This is a genomic window from Chryseobacterium sp. ISL-6 (assembly GCF_018613715.1).
In the GTDB taxonomy this organism is placed as follows: Bacteria; Bacteroidota; Bacteroidia; order Flavobacteriales; family Weeksellaceae; genus Chryseobacterium; species Chryseobacterium paludis.
Genome location: NZ_JAGGPT010000001.1, coordinates 163,253 through 181,770, shown reverse-complemented (window position 1 = coordinate 181,770; position 18,518 = coordinate 163,253). Strand labels below are relative to the sequence as shown.

Here is an 18,518-nt window from a genome sequence, read left to right as displayed (position 1 = left end):
TTTAATTAAAATTTTTAAATATGGCACAGATAAAAACTTACACTGTTGACCCTGCGAAACGTCGCATCCTTACAGTTAAAAACATGGAAGAAATAGGAATAACAGATGAATTTCTTCAGGATTTTTTGACTAAAAAAGTACCTGGATTAATGAGACCCCAAGTAGATGAAAGTGGAAAACCTATTCTGGATAGTAATAGACGACAAATCCCGTTATGGCCAGTAGGAGTATCTATAAACGATAAAAAATTTGGTGTTTTCCCTGATCCAAATGCTGCAAAAAGAGGATGGATGGCTTTTTTTGAAATTGGAGCTCCCTTGTTTGAAGAAAGATCAAATATCATTCAACCTGTTGCTGATGTAATATCTACCAGAACCTATGAAAATAGATCGTCTGAAATCCGTCAATTTTCTGATACTATTGAATTTACTGTAGGGAATACAATCAATTGGGCTTTGTCAAGTACAGGAACTACTACTTTTGACGGAAAAGTTGCTGGGGAATTGCAAGGACAAATATCGAAAACTATAGAGACGATTTTGACAGAGAGTTTGTCTAATAGTTTAGCAAAATATGATAGCAATACCATCACGCAAACCAAGCACATACATAATCATAAAGACAATATAGGTGTCCAAACTGTATCTTCTGCCGCAAATCAATCAGCAAGTACTAAAACAACTAATTTTACTTTCACCAATTCAAACAGGCTAAGCTTCACAGGGACTGGTACTGCTATTGGTCGTGGAGAGCTAGCTGCAGAACTTGGGCTTTCTTTGACGGGTACGATTTCTGGTACACTAACAACATCATGGAAATCAGATTCTAATGTTTCAGGAAGCATCCCAGCCAACTCTCGAGTTGAAACCTCGGCAACACAAAGGCGTCAGGTGAAGCAATTTACTTACGAAATACCCATTACGTTTGATGGATTCATTGCATTGAATTATGATGAATTAGTTCTTCCTATTGTGAATGCAGACGGGCCACTTCCAGCTTCAGCTCCTCCAGCTAAAGTAATTCCTGTTAGTATATCTTTTTTAGAGCTTGTAGAGAAAAATAAACTATACAGACCAAAGGGAATAGCAGAAACAGTATCAGCTTTGGATGTAAATCATACTATTTTCGATACCAAGGCACTTAGTAGAGATGGTAGTCAAAAATTTGGAACAGAGCGTCCACATAATTTGTAAAATCAATATAACTTATAAAAAAACAACAAATATGACATTTCAAGATATATTCAATTTTTCCCGCAGTATATCTGCCGGAGGAAGCAAAGCAGAAGGGGAACTTTTTGGATTCATACCAAAAGAAGAAAATGAATCAATCAGTACTCCTCCTCACGATCCATTTAAACCCGAAGAACCGGTTCGACAAGATCCGAAAATTGTGAGAGAAACATCCCCACAATCCAATATTGTATTCAATTTCATAAAATCGGTGACTTCTGATATTAAACAATCTAGTGATAGTATAGAGAAATCAATGAATGATCCTTCGTCAGTAGTTGATCCAGCCGCAGGTGCTATGGGTAAAGCCCGAGAAACTTCTGATAAGGTTAAGGATGATACTCCTGCTTCTGATACATCAATTACTCCTCCACCTAAACCTAAGGATGTTAGACCAGAGGGATGGGATGAGAAACCCAAAGCTAATAATGAGAAGCCAGATAATTGGAATGAAAAATTTCCTAAGTAATCGTCTAAAAGTAGAAATATAATAGATGTTTTTATCAAAAAACACTATATAAATAAAAGCCTCAGATTTGATCCGAGGCTTTTACTATTTAACATGCCTAGCAGCAATAAATCTTTGTGCATTATTTACTTTTCTATTACGGTTCAGTTGATGAAAAGTAGCTTAAATCGAATTAAAATTTAAAAATATTTGCCGGAAACACTTTGTTAATATCGATCTTATTAATTTGCATCACAAAATCACCGTCTTTTTTAGAACTTGATGACTCTATTCTGAATGGCATAACCAGATTTCCAACTTTTTTATACTCCGAATAGTTTAAAGTTTCTTCTTTCTTTATTTCTTTTAAGAGCATATAAGTATTGGTATCGAAGTAATATAAATTTTTGTTTACATTTTTCGTTAGTTCTACCTTATGACAGTAAATATCTCCTACTTTTTCTTTTCCTAAATATTTTGCATCAAATCCTTTATTCTCCCAATCTATAAAGTCATTATCAAAGCTTTCAGGAACATAATTCGGGTATTCCTGAACTTTATTTGTTGCATAATTCATGGCATATCCTTTATTTCCATCATAACCTTCAATCGCCGTTTCTTTATTATTGATCGTAAGAACTGTCTTAGTAAGATTCGGACGTTGCTGGTAAATTTTTATCGGGTATTCATCCTTAATTCCTAAAATTACTTTACCCTGAAGTAATACTGAATTTAATAGCTTCCAATTCGTTAATCCGCCTGATAATTCTATATTTTTATCTATAATTTCCTTTGCGGTCTGTGCAAAAGAGAGTTGCGAATAAATCAGTACGAATACTAAAAGTAATTTCTTCATTAATTCAATTTATAGTTCAAATATAAGGTTTTTATGAAAGGTAAAGATGAATTTGCAAAAAAGTAAAACCATCTTTATTCCAGGGATTTTACAGATTTAAAAGCTAACCTATTAGCTTCCTTGCTTTTTCTAAATCTTCAGGAGTATCAATTCCCACACCGATAAAGTTGGTTTCTATTAATTTGATCTTCATTCCGTATTCCAGATAACGAATGCATTCTATTTTTTCTGAAATTTCTAAAGGTTTCATTTCCAATTTAGAGAATTGCAATAGAGCATGTTTTCTAAAAGCATAGACTCCGATATGTTTAAAATAATCAACATCATAAGAAGTTTCCCTGTGATAAGGGATAATGGAACGGCTAAAATACAAAGCGAATCCACTGTTATCTGTGATCACTTTTACATTATTAGGGTTTTCTATTTCTTCTTTTTCAGTCAGTTTTATTTTTAATGAAGCTAATGAGATCTCCTGATTATCATCTTGTTTAAAAACTTCGATCAATTGTTTGAGGGGTTCAGTTTTTAAAAAAGGTTCATCTCCTTGTACATTAATAACAATGTCACAATCTATGTTCTGAACAGCTTCTGCAATACGGTCACTCCCCGTTTCATGCTGTCCTGTCATCACAGCTTTCCCACCATTATTTACAATTTCATTATAGATAATCTCAGAATCACTGGCTACAAAAACTTCATCAAATAAACCAGTTTCTACAACATTCTGATAAGTAGTTGTGATCACTGTTTTTTCTCCTAAAATCTGCATTAATTTTCCTGGAAAACGGCTCGCTTCGTAACGAGCGGGAATAACGGCTATGATCTTCATTGAATGAATCTAATTGTTTAAAATTTTCTTTAAATATAGGCAAAATATGCTTTTCATTTTAAAAAGATAAGTTAATACCAACCATATTGTAACCAAAATTATGAGAAGCGGTAAAGTTAACTTTATAGTGTACCTTTCCTGCATTAAATCCTGAAACGGTATATCTGTTTTTGGAAATGGTTTTTCCTATAAAATATCCCATCAACAAAGCTAAAGGATAGTCAGATGCCCAATGAACCTGGCTCTGCATCATTTGAAAGGCCAATGCTCCGGCTAATGTATAGCCTACAGGCTTTATCCATTTTACATCAGGATAATTATCCGCTATAACCGTTAATGCCGACATAAACGTAGTTAAATGCCCTGAGGGCATCGCATCATAACGCGAAGTATTACTTGAAAATGCAGAAAAACCAGGAAACGGAGTCCAATGTCCCCCAGAGTTACCATTTTCAATTGCTACAAATGGACTTTCTCTTCCCGTCATTCTTTTTATGGTTTGAGAAAAAACACCTGAAAGTATTAAACTTTCCATTAATCCACTTGCTGTAGCCTGAGCTCTATAATCATCTTTTATTAATCCATAAGCAGCAAAACCGATCCCTAACAGTACAACTGTAGACCCATTACCAATTAAATACAGGCCTGCTCCAATATCTTTTGGAATTTTTATTAATCCACCAACTTTACTGTAATTATTGTCAGCACTCATTCCCCATTTATCACCCAGCTCTCTTGAGTTATCTATAAGTTTCTGATCAAAAGGTAATAGTACTAAAGTACTTGCCACTGCACCACCTAGATAATAGGCATGATCTTTTGCAACAAAATCTTTATTTGTCTCAATAAAATCTTTGGGAACTCTTGTAATAAATTCAAAAAGCTTTGGTTTAGAATAGGTTCTAACAGAGCCATCTTTTAGCGTATAATTTTGGGACTTTGGAGGGTTTACGATAATTGTACTATCGCTCTTTTGAGACCATACCATGACAGATATCGGTAACAATATCAATCTAATTCTTTTCATCATGTGTGTATATTAATACCCGCAATTAACTATTTACCTCATATTCAAAAGAACTTATGACGGGAAATAAAGTTCGAAAGAATAAAATTTAGTTAATTGCGGGTATGTATTTTATTTCAAATTGTTTAATGCCTGTTCAAGTTTTGGCATCATTACTTCAATTTCATTTACAGCTAATCCACCTACAGAAGCACGGAACCAAGGTTCAGATTTTTCTTCACCGAAGGCAGAGAATGGAACTAATGCCACTCCAGCTTCATTGATCAGGTAAAATCCAAGATCAGATGAATTTTCGATAACAGTTCCGTCTGGTTTTGTTTTTCCGATATAATCTAATTTAATAGTAAGGTAAAGAGCCCCCATTGGTTCGATACTTTCTACTGCCAATCCTTTTCCTTTCAGATCCTGAATTCCTTTGTGAAGCACTTTTAGACTCTCTTCCAACTTAGCTTTAAAATCGTCAACGAAAGTATTTACATCTTCAGTATTCTGATAAAATTTAGCTGTTGCTTCCTGCTCCGGTTTTGGTGCCCAAGCTCCTACGTGAGTAAGCAGTGCTTTCATTTTATCAATGATATGAGCTGGTCCGAATCCCCATCCTACACGAACTCCCGTAGCAGCCAAACATTTTGAAATACCATCAATGTATATGGTGTATTCTTTCATCTCAGGAAATAAAGAAACAGGATCATAATGCTTTGCATCAAAAGTAAGGTTGGAATAGATCTGGTCATACATTAAGTATAACGGCTTCTCATCTTCACCTCTCTTCTTGTTTTCTTCAATGATCAATTCACAGATTTCTGAAAGCTGATCCTTTGTAAACATTGTTCCTGTTGGATTCAATGGTGAACAAAGTGCTAACAAAACAGCACCACCTAAGTGAGGTTTAATATCAGCGGCAGTAGGTAAAAAGTTATTTTCAGGTGTCGTTTTTACTTCAATGGCATCAGCTGATGTAAGGTATGCATAATGGTTATTGTTCCATGAAGGAATTGGATAAATGATTTTATCACCTTCATCTACAATTGTTTTATACACAGCATAGATCAATGGTCTTGAACCCGCAGTGATCAAAATATCATTTGCAGAATAATCAAGGTTCCATCTTGTTTTAAGATCTTTAGAAACCTCATTTCTTAAAGATAAAAGCCCATTTGCTGGCGGATAGTTTGTCAGATTATTCTGATAAGCTTTCTGAATCTCTTCCTTCAACTTTGCAGGTATCGGATAAATATTAGAATTCAGATCACCAATAGTAAGATTGGCTATCTCCGCTCCTTTTGCTTTTAAATCATTTACTTCATTACCAATTTTTACAATTTCAGAACCAATCAGGTTCGCCGCTAATTTTGAAACTTTCACTTTATTTAAAATTTAGAATTATTTTAAGTTTTCAGGGATTAAAGATTAGAAATTAGATTTTAGGAATTTTCCATTAAACTCTATTTCTAAACACCAAGCCCACTCTTATTTATGTTAACTGTAAGTCTGTTTTTACCTGATTGATTTTCTCATCCAAAGATTTTAATTTATCTCTAAAATCAGCCTCAGAAGTAATACTATCTTTTACAGAAATATAGAATTTAATTTTTGGTTCAGTCCCTGAAGGTCTTACACAAACTTTAGTTCCATCCTGTGTATAATAGATCAATACATTTGATTTTGGAATATCATTCATTACCTGTTTCTCATTTTTAGAAACAATAAAATTGGTTTGTTCCTTAAAATCTTTTACTTCTTCCACTAGAGAACCAGCTATTTGTTTAGGTGGATTTTCACGGAAATTTTTCATCATATTCTGAATTTCTTCAGCTCCGTCTCGTCCCTTTCTTACAAGGTTTACCAATCCCTCATAATACATTCCGGTTTCCTGATAGATCTCAATCATATATTGATACATCGTTCTGCCATTTGCTTTACACCAGGCAGCAATCTCACAAGCAACAAGAATACTTCCACAAGAATCTTTATCACGAACAAAGTCTCCTGTCATAAAACCAAAACTTTCTTCTCCACCACAAACAAACTTTTCTTTTCCTTCAGCCTCACGAATCATTTTTCCGATCCATTTAAATCCAGTAAGACCAGCTTTGCAGGCAACACCAAACTTTTGAGCAATATCAAAGAAAATATCTGAAGTAACAATTGTTGAACCGATAAACTCTTTTCCTGTAATTTTTCCAAGCTTTCTCCACTCATTAAGAATATAATAGGTAAGAATTGTATTGGTTTGGTTTCCATTCAGCAGTTGCATTTCACCATCGAGATTTCTTACCGCAATCCCCAATCGATCACCATCCGGATCTGTTCCGATCACAATATCAGCATTCGTAATTTTTGCTAAGTCCATTGCCATTTCTAATGCTGCAGGCTCTTCAGGGTTTGGAGATTCTACAGTAGTAAAATTCCCACTAGGAATCATTTGTTCCTTTACAAGGTCAATTTTTTTGAATCCGGCCTTTTCCAGAGCTTTTGGAACTGTTGTATACGTAGTTCCATGAATGGAAGTGAAAACAATATTAAGGTTCTCTTTTCCAACATTCTGATAGGTAGAGTTTTCAATACAGGAATCAATATAAACATCATCCTGTTCTTCTCCGATCCATTCTATAAGATCATCATTCCCATTGAAGTTAATTTCATTGAATTTTACAGAATAAACTTCATTAATAATCGCTTCATCATGAGGTGGAACAATCTGTGCTCCATCATTCCAATATACTTTATATCCGTTATATTCCGGTGGGTTGTGTGAAGCGGTTAAAACAATACCACCGTTACATTTTTTATCACGAACGGTAAAAGACAATTCAGGAGTAGGTCTGTGATCTTTAAAAAGTAATACTTTAATCCCGTTAGCCGTTAGAACATCAGCTACCAACTTTCCAAATTCCTTAGAGTTATGCCGTACATCATAAGCTATAGCAACCTTAATTTCTTCATTTGGAAATTGCTTTAACATATAATTCGCAAGTCCTTGTGTTGCTTGACCTAACGTATACTTATTTAAACGATTGGTTCCAACACCCATAATTCCTCTCATTCCTCCGGTTCCGAATTCCAGTTCTCTATAAAAAGAATCTTCCAGATCAGGGGAATTACCATCAATCAATAATTGTACAGCATCTCTCGTTTCCTGATCAAACGTATCACTTAACCAAAGTTTCGCTTTTTCTAATGTTGTCATATTTGTACTTTGTTCTTTTAAATTTGTGTCTAATTATTTTTTATAAATTGTCATTTTGAGAAACGAGAAATCTCTATGGTTATTTTTAAAGATTTCTGAACTACGTTCCTGGACCTGTAGTTTGTGTTCTGAATGACAATAAACTTTTTAATCCAATTTCTTATTCTCTACCCTTGTTGTTTTATCAATTTTAAAAGCACGGATCGGATCGTTATAATACAAAAACTTCGCAGTATTCTGAATATGTCCCTTTAGAGAATCTTTTACATTAACCTCTGCATAATTCCCATTTTTAGAATCAATATTCAAGTTTGTAATTTTCCAATATGGAGCAATCAAACTTGCAGTATCAGAGATCTTTATCACTGCATTTTTAGTTTCCCCTAAAAAATTAGCCCTACTTTTGTTCAGCATCTCTACTTCTGCTCTTCTTGTATTCACTGAACCCATAAATGTAGCGTTATTCTTTAAATTAAGCTTAAAGTTATCTGTTTTTATTTCGCTTGAAATATTCATTTCTACAGAATCGGAGACCGATACTTTTTCAAGATTATATTTAGAATAAATGGTTACATTATAAAAATCAACCCCCTTTGTACCTCTTTTTTCCTTGATTGAAAGGGTTTTATCTTTTACATCAACATCTAAATTATTGGCAACATTGGGATATGTTTCTATTTCAATAAAGTTTTTTGGTCCTCTTGCATAAAACACACGAAACTTTCCTTGCATATCAAGATTCACAAATTCTGAAACATCAATATCTTTCTTTTCAATATTTCCTTTTGGAGAAATTTTTCCGCAGGAAACTAAGGCAAAGACAGCAGCTACATAGAATATATTTTTCATTTTTATTTTAAAATATGTTATATAAAAGTATAATTATTGCAAAACATCCAATTATTAGTAAGATATAAAAAACTAATAACCTCCATAGTAAGCCTAATTTTGAGTATGAATCTTTAAAAGCATTAAAATAAGTAAAACCAGGAAATAAAGCCAAGCCACTAACTAAAATTTTATCTAAGATATTAATGATTTTTGACAATGGCTCATAAACTCCGATAATGCTAATGGCATCATCTAATAACAATAATACCAGAATTCCTGAAAGACTGACGGATGCAATAATCACATGTTCTGCAAGATTCAGCTTAATTCGTTTAAAAATAATCCATCCATTCAAAGCCAGAATCGGGACCAAAGCAAACAAAATTGTTTTAGAGTATTTTGAGAAAAAATCAACAATATCTAAGCTTTCTTTGGGAATTTCCTTAGGGTTCAGATCCAAATAAAAATGCAGGGCTAAAACATTGAAACCAAATAAAATAAGTAATAGAGAAAATAAATTATAGTATTTAACTCTTTTACCTGAAATATAATCCATTGCCATTTTTCCAGGACTAAATAAAATATGTTTTAATGTTCGGAAAAACCTTGCTTCTACATGCCAAACTGATCCTAAAATATCGCTTTTAATAAGAGAATGCGGAGTTATTCTTGCAGTGTCGGCCCTCTGTCCGCAATGAGCACAAAACTCATCGGAAATTCTATAACCGCAGTTCAAACAACTCTTTTTACTCATGAAAAAACATCACATTATTTTAAGTATTTTCAAGTGATCCTGCATAAATGATCAGACCTACAAAAGCTGCCGTTATGATAACCGCAATGATTAAAGGTTTCCATATCTTTTTTTTAGGAAACTGCTCTTCATCCGGGAAATAGGTCGGAACGAAATAATATGAAAGTAAGCTTCCGCCAGCAATTTCGCAAACATAGGCAAGTGAGCTTTTCGGCTCTTCCGGAATATTTACAATGATAATCGTTACAATAGTCATCAAAATTGAAATTCCCAATACCATATAAGCCTCTTTTTTCTTCTTTATATCAATTAAATTCTGATACAATAAAATACCTCCGAAAAGAGTCGACATTAAATATAGAAAAACCTAAAATGGCTTTTTTGGAATATATTTTTGGCAGATTATTCTCCATATCAGATTACTTCATCAATATTATAATTTTTATGCTCTCTATTTGTTCTTATGATCATTTCACCTAAGAACCCAGCAATAAACAGAAGCGTTCCCATGATCATCATTGTCAAAGCAATAAAAAACCACGGATTATTAGTAATAAGATGCCCATAAATTCCTCTTGATACATCAATTAGCTTTGAAACTCCCAACCAAAATGCAGAAAGAAATCCAAAAATAAACATAATCGTTCCTACTGCTCCAAAAAAGTGCATAGGTCTGCCTCCAAAACGACTTACAAACCAAAGTGTTACCAAATCAAGAAAACCACGAATAAATCTTTCAGTTCCAAATTTTGAAGTTCCATAAGGTCTGGCCTGATGACGAACTTCTTTTTCAGTAATCCTTCTGAATCCTGCATTAGCAGCTAAAACAGGAATATAACGGTGCATATCTCCATATACATCTATAGATTTTACAACCTGTTTTTTATATGCTTTCAAACCACAGTTGAAATCATGAAGCTCAACTCCTGATACTTTTCTTGCCGCTGCATTGAAAAGCTTTGAAGGAACATTTTTAGTCATTACATTATCAAAACGTTTCTTCTTCCAACCTGAAACAATATCGTAATTGTCTTCAATTACCATTTTGTACAGATCAGGGATTTCTTCTGGAAAATCCTGTAAATCAGCATCCATTGTGATAATTACATCACCATGTGCTCTTTCAAAAGCAGCATGCAATGCCTGAGATTTTCCGTAATTTCTGGAAAATTTTATCCCATGAATCTGTGGATTTTGAACCTTCAGATTTTCAATAATACTCCATGACAAATCCGTGCTTCCATCATCTACAAACCAAATCTCATAGGATAAATTGCTTGTTTTACAAACAGTATCAATCCTTGAGAAAAGCTCTTCCAAAGAGTCTTCTTCATTAAGCAGCGGAATAATTATAGATAAATTCATTTAACTTTTATAAAATTATTGGTGAATTGTTTTTGTTCTGAAAAACGCTCCAAAAAACAGTGACAAAACTACGTAAAATATAAGAATTGCTGCAAAATATCCTGAAAAATGACTTGCCGTAAGCATATCTTTTCCTTTAACAGCTTGTGGAGAAAAGCTTTGAATTCTCTCTTTATATTTCTGATCGAGTTCGTCGATATCTTTTTGATGTTTTAAAATCTTTCTTGCAGACTTGTATTCTGAATCAAGTTCTGATTTTTGTCTTTCAACATATTGGTAATTTAATAGCTTTTTTGCATCTGTATCTACAAAATTTAAAAATGCATAAATACTAAATATTGAAAGAATTCCGCCAATGAACATTGGAACGAAAGATCTTTTGAAAGCTTCTCTGAAACCCATTTTATGGTTATTCCAATGAGATTTTACTGACCAGAATGCTGCAGCAGCATAAATAATAGGCAGTACGAAAGCATTGATTTTGAGAGAAGTATCAAAATAATGGATTCCTGAGAAAAAGTAATACGCTATAAAAAAAACAATCATTGTAGCGATAAACAGTATAATTCCTATGGTGGATGGACTTTTCGTCATATTCTTATTTTTAGAAAAATTTTAGAAAAATTATTGCTCTAAATTTCAGCAATTTAGCTTAGGTAAAGCATTTTTTCGTTCATTTTTCTGTAATATTATTTTCAAATTTATAATTAATTCCTATCTTTGCACCGGCAAGTCCTACACAACCAGCTCCTGAGAATCCTCCAGGGTGGGAACACAGCAAAGGTAATTGGTCGTAGCGGTGTGATGTAGATAGCTTGCCATTTTTTATTTCCCTTAGTTTAAAATTCAAACTTCTCTCCCAATTTCGGTAAAACAAGTTCAACATTTTTATCAGCGAAATGCTTTAAAGCACTTTCATGATTAATTTCAATAGCAGGGAAAGTATCAAAATGACATCCAATAACTTTAGGCGTTTTCAATAATTCTGCTGCTGCAAAAGCTGCTTTTCTTGGACACATTGTATAATGACTTCCGATAGGTAAAATAGATAAATCAATATTTCCGTATAATCTTGGGAATAATTCCATATCGGCCATTACTCCGGTATCTCCTGCCAAATAAAGATTCTTACCTTCAGGTAATCTGAAAATATAGCCCACAGGAACACCTCCGTAGCTTCCATCTGGGAAAGAACTCGTATGATGAGCCGGAACCATGGAAATTTTAAGATCGTCGATTTTTGCCGATCCTCCTAAGTTCACATCATCTTTATTTTTAGCCATCTTAAAATAACCACAAACTTCAGGTACTCCAATTACAGTAGCATCCGGGTGATACTCTAAAACTTCTGCTACATCAGCAATATGATCACCATGAGCATGAGTTAATAAAATGTAATCTATTTTTTGTGCTGAAATATCAAACCCCGATTCAGCTTTTTTGTAGTTATAAAACGGATCACTTAAAATCGTTTTATCTTTGTAAGTGAACAAAAAACAATTTTGCCCTAAATATTGTATTTTCATTTTTAATTTATTTTTTTAATTATTCTTAAACACAAATAGCATTAATATCTCATCATTAATCACAGCAAAAATATTGTGAAATTTGTGAAAGTATTTGTGTATTTAGTTTTTTAAAAGCAATAGAATGCTAATATTTCTCTGTGGGAGATTTTATTAAGATGATGAAACCTTATTTCTGTGGAAACTTATCTTCGATCAATCTTAAATTAATTCCATGTTCCAGATACGCCTTACAGCCATCCAAGACAGTGGTAAAACCGCCAGTATTATCATTAACGGTTTTTAAAAGATCTTCTCCAGTCTGAGTGAATCCATAACTTTTAATCACCACAAAGGTTCCTTTTTCCATTTCTTTGAATTCATAATCCACCCTACTTGCAGGATCACCCCACTCTGTTTTTATCAGATGATTATGAATTATTTCAAGAACGGTAACATTATTTTTCACCCCATACATTTCCCATTCCCAGGTAACCGTCTTACCTTTTTCTAACTTTCCAGTCGATTTTGTAAACCAAAACTGGGTCGTGATCTCAGGATTAACAAATGCTTCGAATACCTCTTGAATAGGCTTTCTGATAAGCATTTGAGCTTCAACGTAGATAGGAGAATTACTCATAATGAAATTTTATTTAGTTAAAGAAATTGAGTCCAATTGCTGTAAGAACAGCCATAGTAAAAGTAAGAATTCCGACCTGTTTCAAATACTGATCCAATTCTTTAGGTTCTTTTACAGACATTATTTTTCTTCTCAGCTTAGCAAATGGGATCAATAGGATCATCACAATGAAAACATAGTAATTTTTTGATTCTATAAAACCATTTATCCCTAAAAAGACAAGAATCAAAATAAGAGGAAGCTGCAACAGAATCATTTCATAGATCATTGCATTTTTAAAGCCTAATCTCAAAGCAAAACTGTGTTTGCCCGATAGTCTGTCACTTTCAATGTCTCTCATATTATTTAGGTTCAAAACAGCCATACTCATCAATCCAACTGCTGTTCCTGGCAATAAAATATCCCAGCTGAAAGTTTTAGTGAAAAGAAAATAACTCCCACAAACTGAAACCAAACCAAAAAAGATAAATACAAAAAGGTCTCCCAATCCCATATATCCATAAGGTTTTTTTCCAACTGTATATCCAATAGCTGCTAAAATACTTGCTATTCCTAATCCTATGAAAATGTAGAATTCATTCATATATTTAGGAATAAAAGCAACATACAACAAGACTACTGTAGCTATAAAAGATAGTATTGAAAGTAAGATCACAGCATTCTTCATTTGCTGAGCTGTAATTCTTCCTGAAGCTACGGCTCTTGATTCTGCCTCGTTAATTCTTTTAGCATCCGTTCCTTTTACTCCATCACCATAATCATTGGCATAGTTTGATAAAACCTGATACAGTAAAGTCACTAAAAGAGCCAGTGCAAAAATCTTCCAGTCCCAAGTTCCACCAGCACCATATAATTTCCACTTAGCGATGAAGCTCCCCATAATAATTCCGCTCAAAGAAAGCGGTAAAGTTCTTAGCCTTGCGGCTTTTATCCAGTCTTTCATTTTATGTAAATGTTAGAAATCAGAAGTTAGAAGTTAGATTTTATAAACATTTTTCTTGTAATATCCGACATCTAACCTCTAATATCTTATTTAAGATATCCATTGATTTTCTCCGAAGTCCGGCTTTCTCTTTTCCAGGAATGCATTTCTACCTTCCTGAGCTTCTTCAGTCATATAGGCCAAACGAGTTGCTTCTCCTGCAAAAACCTGCTGCCCTACCATTCCGTCGTCAGTTAAGTTCATTGCAAATTTCAGCATTCTGATTGAAGTTGGAGATTTTGCTAAAATTTCCTGCGCCCATTCGTAAGCTGTATCTTCTAGTTCAGCGTGAGGAATTACAGCATTAACCATTCCCATTTCCAATGCTTCCTGAGCTGAATAGTTTCTTCCTAAAAAGAAGATTTCCCGAGCTTTTTTCTGACCCACCATTTTTGCTAAGTATGCAGAACCGTATCCACCATCAAAACTTGTAACATCAGCATCAGTCTGCTTAAAAATAGCATGTTCTTTACTTGCTAAAGTAAGATCGCAAACCACATGAAGTGAATGTCCACCACCTACTGCCCATCCTGGAACAACAGCAATAACCACCTTAGGCATAAAACGGATCAAACGCTGAACTTCTAAAATATTCAGACGATGTCTTCCATCTTCACCAACATATCCCTGATGTCCTCTTGCTTTTTGATCACCTCCACTGCAGAAAGCCCATCCGCCATCTTTAGGACTTGGACCTTCTCCCGAAAGTAAAACAACGCCTATAGAAGAGTCTTCATAAGCATCATAAAAAGCATCGTACAATTCTGAGGTAGTTTTAGGTCTGAAAGCATTACGAACTTCTGGTCTGTTAAAAGCAATTCTCGCAACACCATTACATTTTTTATAGGTAATATCTTCGTATTCTTTGACGGTTTTCCACTCAATCATTTTGTAAAAATTTTCCCAAAGATACGGAATTGCAAAGAATTTTAACGTTCAAAAATAAGGATTATCATGTAAAAATACTGGAATTTTATCTCTTAATTTCATATCAAAAAAATAAAAAACCGAAACAAAATTGTTTCGGTTTTTATTATCTATAAATTCTTTTAAAAGAATACTATTTAGGTTTTCCCTGAAGTTCAGCTTCTTTAGCTTTCATTTCAGCCATTTTAGCCTGATTTTTAGTAATGCTGTAAATCTCTTTTAGCATTGTAACAGCATTTACGTCATTAGGAAGAGCTTTATACCAACTCTCTGCAAAAGGCAAAGCTTTGTTAAACCTTTCTTTTCTTGCTTCAATTAATTTAGTAGCATCATCCGGCTTAGTTTTCCTAAGTGTATTGATTTCACTTACCGCTTTTTCATCTTCTCCAATTACGGAATAAATTAAATTCTGATAAGCATTAGCAAAGTCAGGTTTCAATTCTATTGCTTTCTTAAAAGAAGCTTCAGCATCAGCTGCACTTGCAGGATTTTTAGACTGCATTACTCCTAAATTATACCAATTGGTAGCATCATTAGGATTTTTTGCTAATTGCTCTTTTAAGGTAGCAACAAATTTATCTGTATTTCCTGACTGATAGTAAGCAGTACTTTGGAAATCCTTCAACTTTGCATTATTAGGAAATTTAGCTAATCCTTTTTCAATAACTGCAACAGCTTCATCGTTCTTCTTAGCATTTAATAGCAAAGTAGATAAAGTTTCATACAAATCAGGTTCAACACTTGGTGTTTGCTCAGTTTTAAAGTCAGAATAATCTGCAGACTTTTTCAGCATATCCCAAGTTCCTTTATCATAAGTAGCAACCTGGCCTGTCTTTTTTTCCTTTGCAGTATAGTTAGTCTGAACTCCAGTATATCCTGAATTAATTAACTCAGTATATATTTTAATAGCTTCGTCTACGTTGTTAGCTAAAGCATAATTAAGACCTGCATAATACATATACACTTTATCATCCTGGCCACTAGTTTTCAACAAGTTATATACTTCTAAAAACTTTGGAGCCGCAACAGCATAGTTTTTCGCATTATATGCATCCATAGCTGCTTTATTAGCTTCTTGTAGCTGAGCATTTGTATCCTTCTTCTGTCCGAAAACAAAAGCTGAAGAAATAATCGCTATACTTAAAATTAGCTTTTTCATAATCAGAATTTATTTTATTTACATTTATTCTTCAGAATCAGAATTTTCAGCGTCTTCTGCTGGTTTATCATTTTCTGAATTATTCTCTAATTGTGGTGTTACATTTGCTTCTGTACCGCTATCTTGCGTAGTTTCCGCTCCTTCTAAATTTTCCTCTAATTCTTCCTCTACATCTTTATCCATAGCTACTTTTGCAATTGCTGCAATTTCATCATTTTTCTTAAGATTGATCATTCTCACTCCCTGAGTATTTCTACCCATTACTCTCATTTCATCCATATTCATACGGATTGCAACACCAGATTTATTGATAATCATTAATCCATCTTCATCTGTTACGTTCTGAATTGCGATAAGATTTCCGGTTTTTTCAGTAATATTCAGCGTGATAACTCCTTTTCCACCTCTGTTGGTAATTCTATAATCTTCAACGGCAGTTCTCTTACCGTATCCTTTTTCAGAAACTACTAAAACGGTTTCATTTTCTACATCGTTCACAACAATCATACCAATTACCTCATCACTATCCTCCATAGTAATACCACGAACCCCAATAGAACCCCTTCCTACTTCTCTTACTTTTTCTTCTGGGAAACGGATACATTTACCATTTTTAGTAGCAATCATAATCTGTGAAGTACCATTCGTTAACCATGCGCCTAACAACTGGTCATTATCTCTGATCTCAATAGCATTGATACCATTTACTCTTGGTCTTGAATATGCTTCGAGAGACGTTTTTTTGATGGTACCATTTTTAGTAATCATCACAACGCTCATTTGATTTATATACTCAGTATCTTTAAGATCGTTAGTACGGATGTATGCTTTAATCTTATCATCCGGCTCAATATTGATCAAATTCTGAACTGCTCTGCCTTTTGCTGTTTTAGAACCTTCAGGAATTTCAAATACCCTTAACCAATAACATTTTCCTTTTTCCGTAAAGAATAACATATACTGGTGATTGGTTGCAGAAACAATATACTCTAAGAAATCTTCATCTCTTGTCGTAGCTGCTCTGTTTCCTACACCACCTCTACTTTGAATTTTATATTCCGAAAGAGAAGTTCTTTTGATATATCCAGCATGAGAAATAGTAAGAACCACAGCATCATTCGGAATAATATCTTCAATTGACATTTCTCCTCCTGAATAATCTATTTCAGTTCTTCTTTCGTCACCGTATTTCTCTTTTACTTCAAGTAATTCTTCTTTAATAATTTCGAATCTTCTGCTTTCGTTTGCTAAAATATCTTCTAAATTCTGAATTTCTTTCATGATAGCATCGTACTCATCGCGGATCTTATCAAGTTCCATTCCCGTTAAACGAGCCAAACGAAGATCAAGAATTGCCTGAGCCTGAATTTCAGAAAGATCAAACTCCTGAATTAAGCCTTCTTTAGCAGCTTGGGGATTTGCACTGTGACGGATAATTGAGATAGCTTTATCCAATGAATCCTGAGTGCCTATCACTTTCATGAAGCCCTCTAAGATATGTGCTCTTTCCTTAGCTTTCTTAAGCTCATACTGAGTTCTTCTGATAACCACCTCATGTCTGTGTTCTACAAAATGATGGATAATATCTTTTAAGTTCAACTGCTCAGGTCTACCATGTACCAAAGCAATATTATTAACACTAAAAGAGGTCTGAAGTGAAGTATATTTATATAATAAGTTCAATACTACATTAGGAATCGCATCATTCTTTAATTCATAAACGATACGAAGACCTTTTCTGTCGGATTCATCTCTTATCTCATAAATTCCAGGAATTTTCTCATCTTTAACCAGTTCAGCTGTTCTGGCGATCATTTCTGCTTTATTTACCTGATAAGGAATTTCAGTAACGATAATAGCATTTCTGTTTCCTATTTCTTCGAAATTAACTTTCGCTCTAAGAACAACCCTTCCTCTTCCTGTGTGGAACGCATCTCTCACCCCATCGTACCCATAAATAATCCCACCTGTTGGAAAATCAGGAGCAATGATATGCTGCATCAATTCATCAATGGTAATTTCCTTATTATCAATGTATGCCGTGATTGCATCTACAGCTTCCGATAAGTTATGCGGCGCCATATTCGTTGCCATCCCAACAGCGATACCAGAAGTTCCATTAACTAAAAGATTTGGAATTTTTGTAGGCATCACGGTAGGTTCCGTCATGCTATCATCAAAGTTATTCTGAAAATCAACAGTTTCTTTGTCCAAGTCTGAAAGTATATCATCAGAAATTTTCTTTAGTCTGGCTTCAGTATAACGCATTGCCGCCGGTGGGTCACCATCCATAGATCCAAAGTTACCCTGACCATCAACCTGAGGATATCGTAAACTCCAAGGCTGTGCCATTCTAACCATTGCATCATATACAGAAGAGTCTCCATGTGGATGATATTTACCTAAAACATCTCCAACAATTCTCGCAGATTTTAAGTATTTTCTATTAGAAAAAACCCCCAATCCATACATACCATAAAGTACTCTTCTATGAACGGGTTTTAAGCCATCTCTTACGTCAGGTAACGCTCTTGAAACGATAACTGACATCGAATAATCGATATAAGATGACTTCATTTCATCAACAATGTTGATAGGAATTAGTCTTTCTCCTTCTTTTTGCATAAACAAATTTTATTATAATGACAGTCAGACTTTTAGCTGTGAGTCTGAAAATTATTTATTTTGGTTTTTTATTAACGGGCTAATTTACGAAATTTTTACCGATTTTTGTAGTAGAATTTATCCACAAAATCTTAAAAATTCTTAAAAT

General features: G+C 34.0%; 18 protein-coding genes and 1 other RNA gene. 3 read left to right on the top strand and 16 right to left on the bottom strand.

Annotated elements, in window-relative coordinates:
• Positions 1–20 precede the first annotated feature (20 nt).
• Both J7E44_RS00840 and J7E44_RS00835 read left to right on the top strand, forming a co-directional pair.
• Positions 21–1,193, top strand: coding sequence for a hypothetical protein (locus J7E44_RS00840; RefSeq protein ID WP_214824523.1), 1,173 nt, complete (start codon positions 21–23; stop codon positions 1,191–1,193).
• 31 nt (positions 1,194–1,224) lie between these two features.
• Positions 1,225–1,701: a calreticulin family protein gene (locus tag J7E44_RS00835; RefSeq protein ID WP_214824521.1), complete on the top strand. Its 477-nt coding sequence runs from the start codon at positions 1,225–1,227 to the stop codon at positions 1,699–1,701.
• Between the two features lie 172 nt (positions 1,702–1,873).
• Here the strand turns inward: J7E44_RS00835 and J7E44_RS00830 are convergent, their stop codons facing one another.
• The 10 genes from J7E44_RS00830 to J7E44_RS00785 all read right to left on the bottom strand — a co-directional run bounded on the left by J7E44_RS00830 (position 1,874) and on the right by J7E44_RS00785 (position 11,126).
• A complete protein-coding gene (locus tag J7E44_RS00830; protein WP_214824518.1) occupies positions 1,874–2,536 on the bottom strand; it encodes an outer membrane lipoprotein-sorting protein in 663 nt (220 codons plus the stop codon).
• A 103-nt stretch (positions 2,537–2,639) separates the two neighbouring features.
• A complete protein-coding gene (gene kdsB, locus J7E44_RS00825) occupies positions 2,640–3,365 on the bottom strand; it encodes a 3-deoxy-manno-octulosonate cytidylyltransferase (protein WP_214824516.1) in 726 nt (241 codons plus the stop codon).
• A 58-nt stretch (positions 3,366–3,423) separates the two neighbouring features.
• Positions 3,424–4,395 (bottom strand): phosphatase PAP2 family protein, encoded by a 972-nt coding sequence (locus tag J7E44_RS00820; RefSeq protein WP_251040438.1) that lies wholly within the window; start codon positions 4,393–4,395, stop codon positions 3,424–3,426.
• A gap of 108 nt (positions 4,396–4,503) precedes the next feature.
• Positions 4,504–5,757: a pyridoxal phosphate-dependent aminotransferase gene (locus J7E44_RS00815; RefSeq protein WP_214824513.1), complete on the bottom strand. Its 1,254-nt coding sequence runs from the start codon at positions 5,755–5,757 to the stop codon at positions 4,504–4,506.
• 109 nt (positions 5,758–5,866) lie between these two features.
• Positions 5,867–7,582, bottom strand: a complete 1,716-nt coding sequence (locus tag J7E44_RS00810; protein WP_214824511.1) for a phospho-sugar mutase — start codon at positions 7,580–7,582, stop codon at positions 5,867–5,869.
• Between the two features lie 147 nt (positions 7,583–7,729).
• Positions 7,730–8,431: a GIN domain-containing protein gene (locus J7E44_RS00805; RefSeq protein WP_214824507.1), complete on the bottom strand. Its 702-nt coding sequence runs from the start codon at positions 8,429–8,431 to the stop codon at positions 7,730–7,732.
• A 7-nt stretch (positions 8,432–8,438) separates the two neighbouring features.
• Complete coding sequence (locus J7E44_RS00800) at positions 8,439–9,167, bottom strand: DUF3667 domain-containing protein (protein ID WP_214824503.1); 729 nt, start codon at positions 9,165–9,167, stop codon at positions 8,439–8,441.
• 19 nt (positions 9,168–9,186) lie between these two features.
• On the bottom strand, positions 9,187–9,519 hold the full coding sequence (locus tag J7E44_RS00795) for a hypothetical protein (RefSeq protein WP_214824501.1): 333 nt from the start codon (positions 9,517–9,519) through the stop codon (positions 9,187–9,189).
• 62 nt (positions 9,520–9,581) lie between these two features.
• Complete coding sequence (locus J7E44_RS00790; RefSeq protein ID WP_214824499.1) at positions 9,582–10,532, bottom strand: glycosyltransferase family 2 protein; 951 nt, start codon at positions 10,530–10,532, stop codon at positions 9,582–9,584.
• Between the two features lie 15 nt (positions 10,533–10,547).
• Entirely contained in the window at positions 10,548–11,126 is a 579-nt protein-coding gene (locus tag J7E44_RS00785) for a DUF4199 domain-containing protein (RefSeq protein WP_214824496.1), read from the bottom strand.
• 132 nt (positions 11,127–11,258) lie between these two features.
• Here J7E44_RS00785 and ffs point away from each other — a divergent pair.
• An RNA gene (gene ffs, locus J7E44_RS00780) (signal recognition particle sRNA small type) lies at positions 11,259–11,356 on the top strand.
• Between the two features lie 15 nt (positions 11,357–11,371).
• Here the strand turns inward: ffs and J7E44_RS00775 are convergent.
• From J7E44_RS00775 to gyrA, 6 genes are all read right to left on the bottom strand, one after another.
• Complete coding sequence (locus tag J7E44_RS00775) at positions 11,372–12,058, bottom strand: metal-dependent hydrolase (RefSeq protein WP_214824494.1); 687 nt, start codon at positions 12,056–12,058, stop codon at positions 11,372–11,374.
• A gap of 169 nt (positions 12,059–12,227) precedes the next feature.
• On the bottom strand, positions 12,228–12,677 hold the full coding sequence (locus J7E44_RS00770; RefSeq protein ID WP_214824493.1) for an SRPBCC family protein: 450 nt from the start codon (positions 12,675–12,677) through the stop codon (positions 12,228–12,230).
• 13 nt (positions 12,678–12,690) lie between these two features.
• The gene (gene menA, locus J7E44_RS00765; RefSeq protein ID WP_214824490.1) at positions 12,691–13,620 is read right to left on the bottom strand and encodes a 1,4-dihydroxy-2-naphthoate octaprenyltransferase; all 930 of its coding nucleotides are present in this window, start codon (positions 13,618–13,620) and stop codon (positions 12,691–12,693) included.
• A gap of 90 nt (positions 13,621–13,710) precedes the next feature.
• Positions 13,711–14,547: a 1,4-dihydroxy-2-naphthoyl-CoA synthase gene (locus J7E44_RS00760; protein ID WP_214824487.1), complete on the bottom strand. Its 837-nt coding sequence runs from the start codon at positions 14,545–14,547 to the stop codon at positions 13,711–13,713.
• Between the two features lie 172 nt (positions 14,548–14,719).
• Positions 14,720–15,745, bottom strand: coding sequence for a tetratricopeptide repeat protein (locus J7E44_RS00755; protein WP_214824484.1), 1,026 nt, complete (start codon positions 15,743–15,745; stop codon positions 14,720–14,722).
• Between the two features lie 24 nt (positions 15,746–15,769).
• The gene (gene gyrA, locus J7E44_RS00750; protein ID WP_214824481.1) at positions 15,770–18,370 is read right to left on the bottom strand and encodes a DNA gyrase subunit A; all 2,601 of its coding nucleotides are present in this window, start codon (positions 18,368–18,370) and stop codon (positions 15,770–15,772) included.
• Positions 18,371–18,518: the final 148 nt, after the last annotated feature.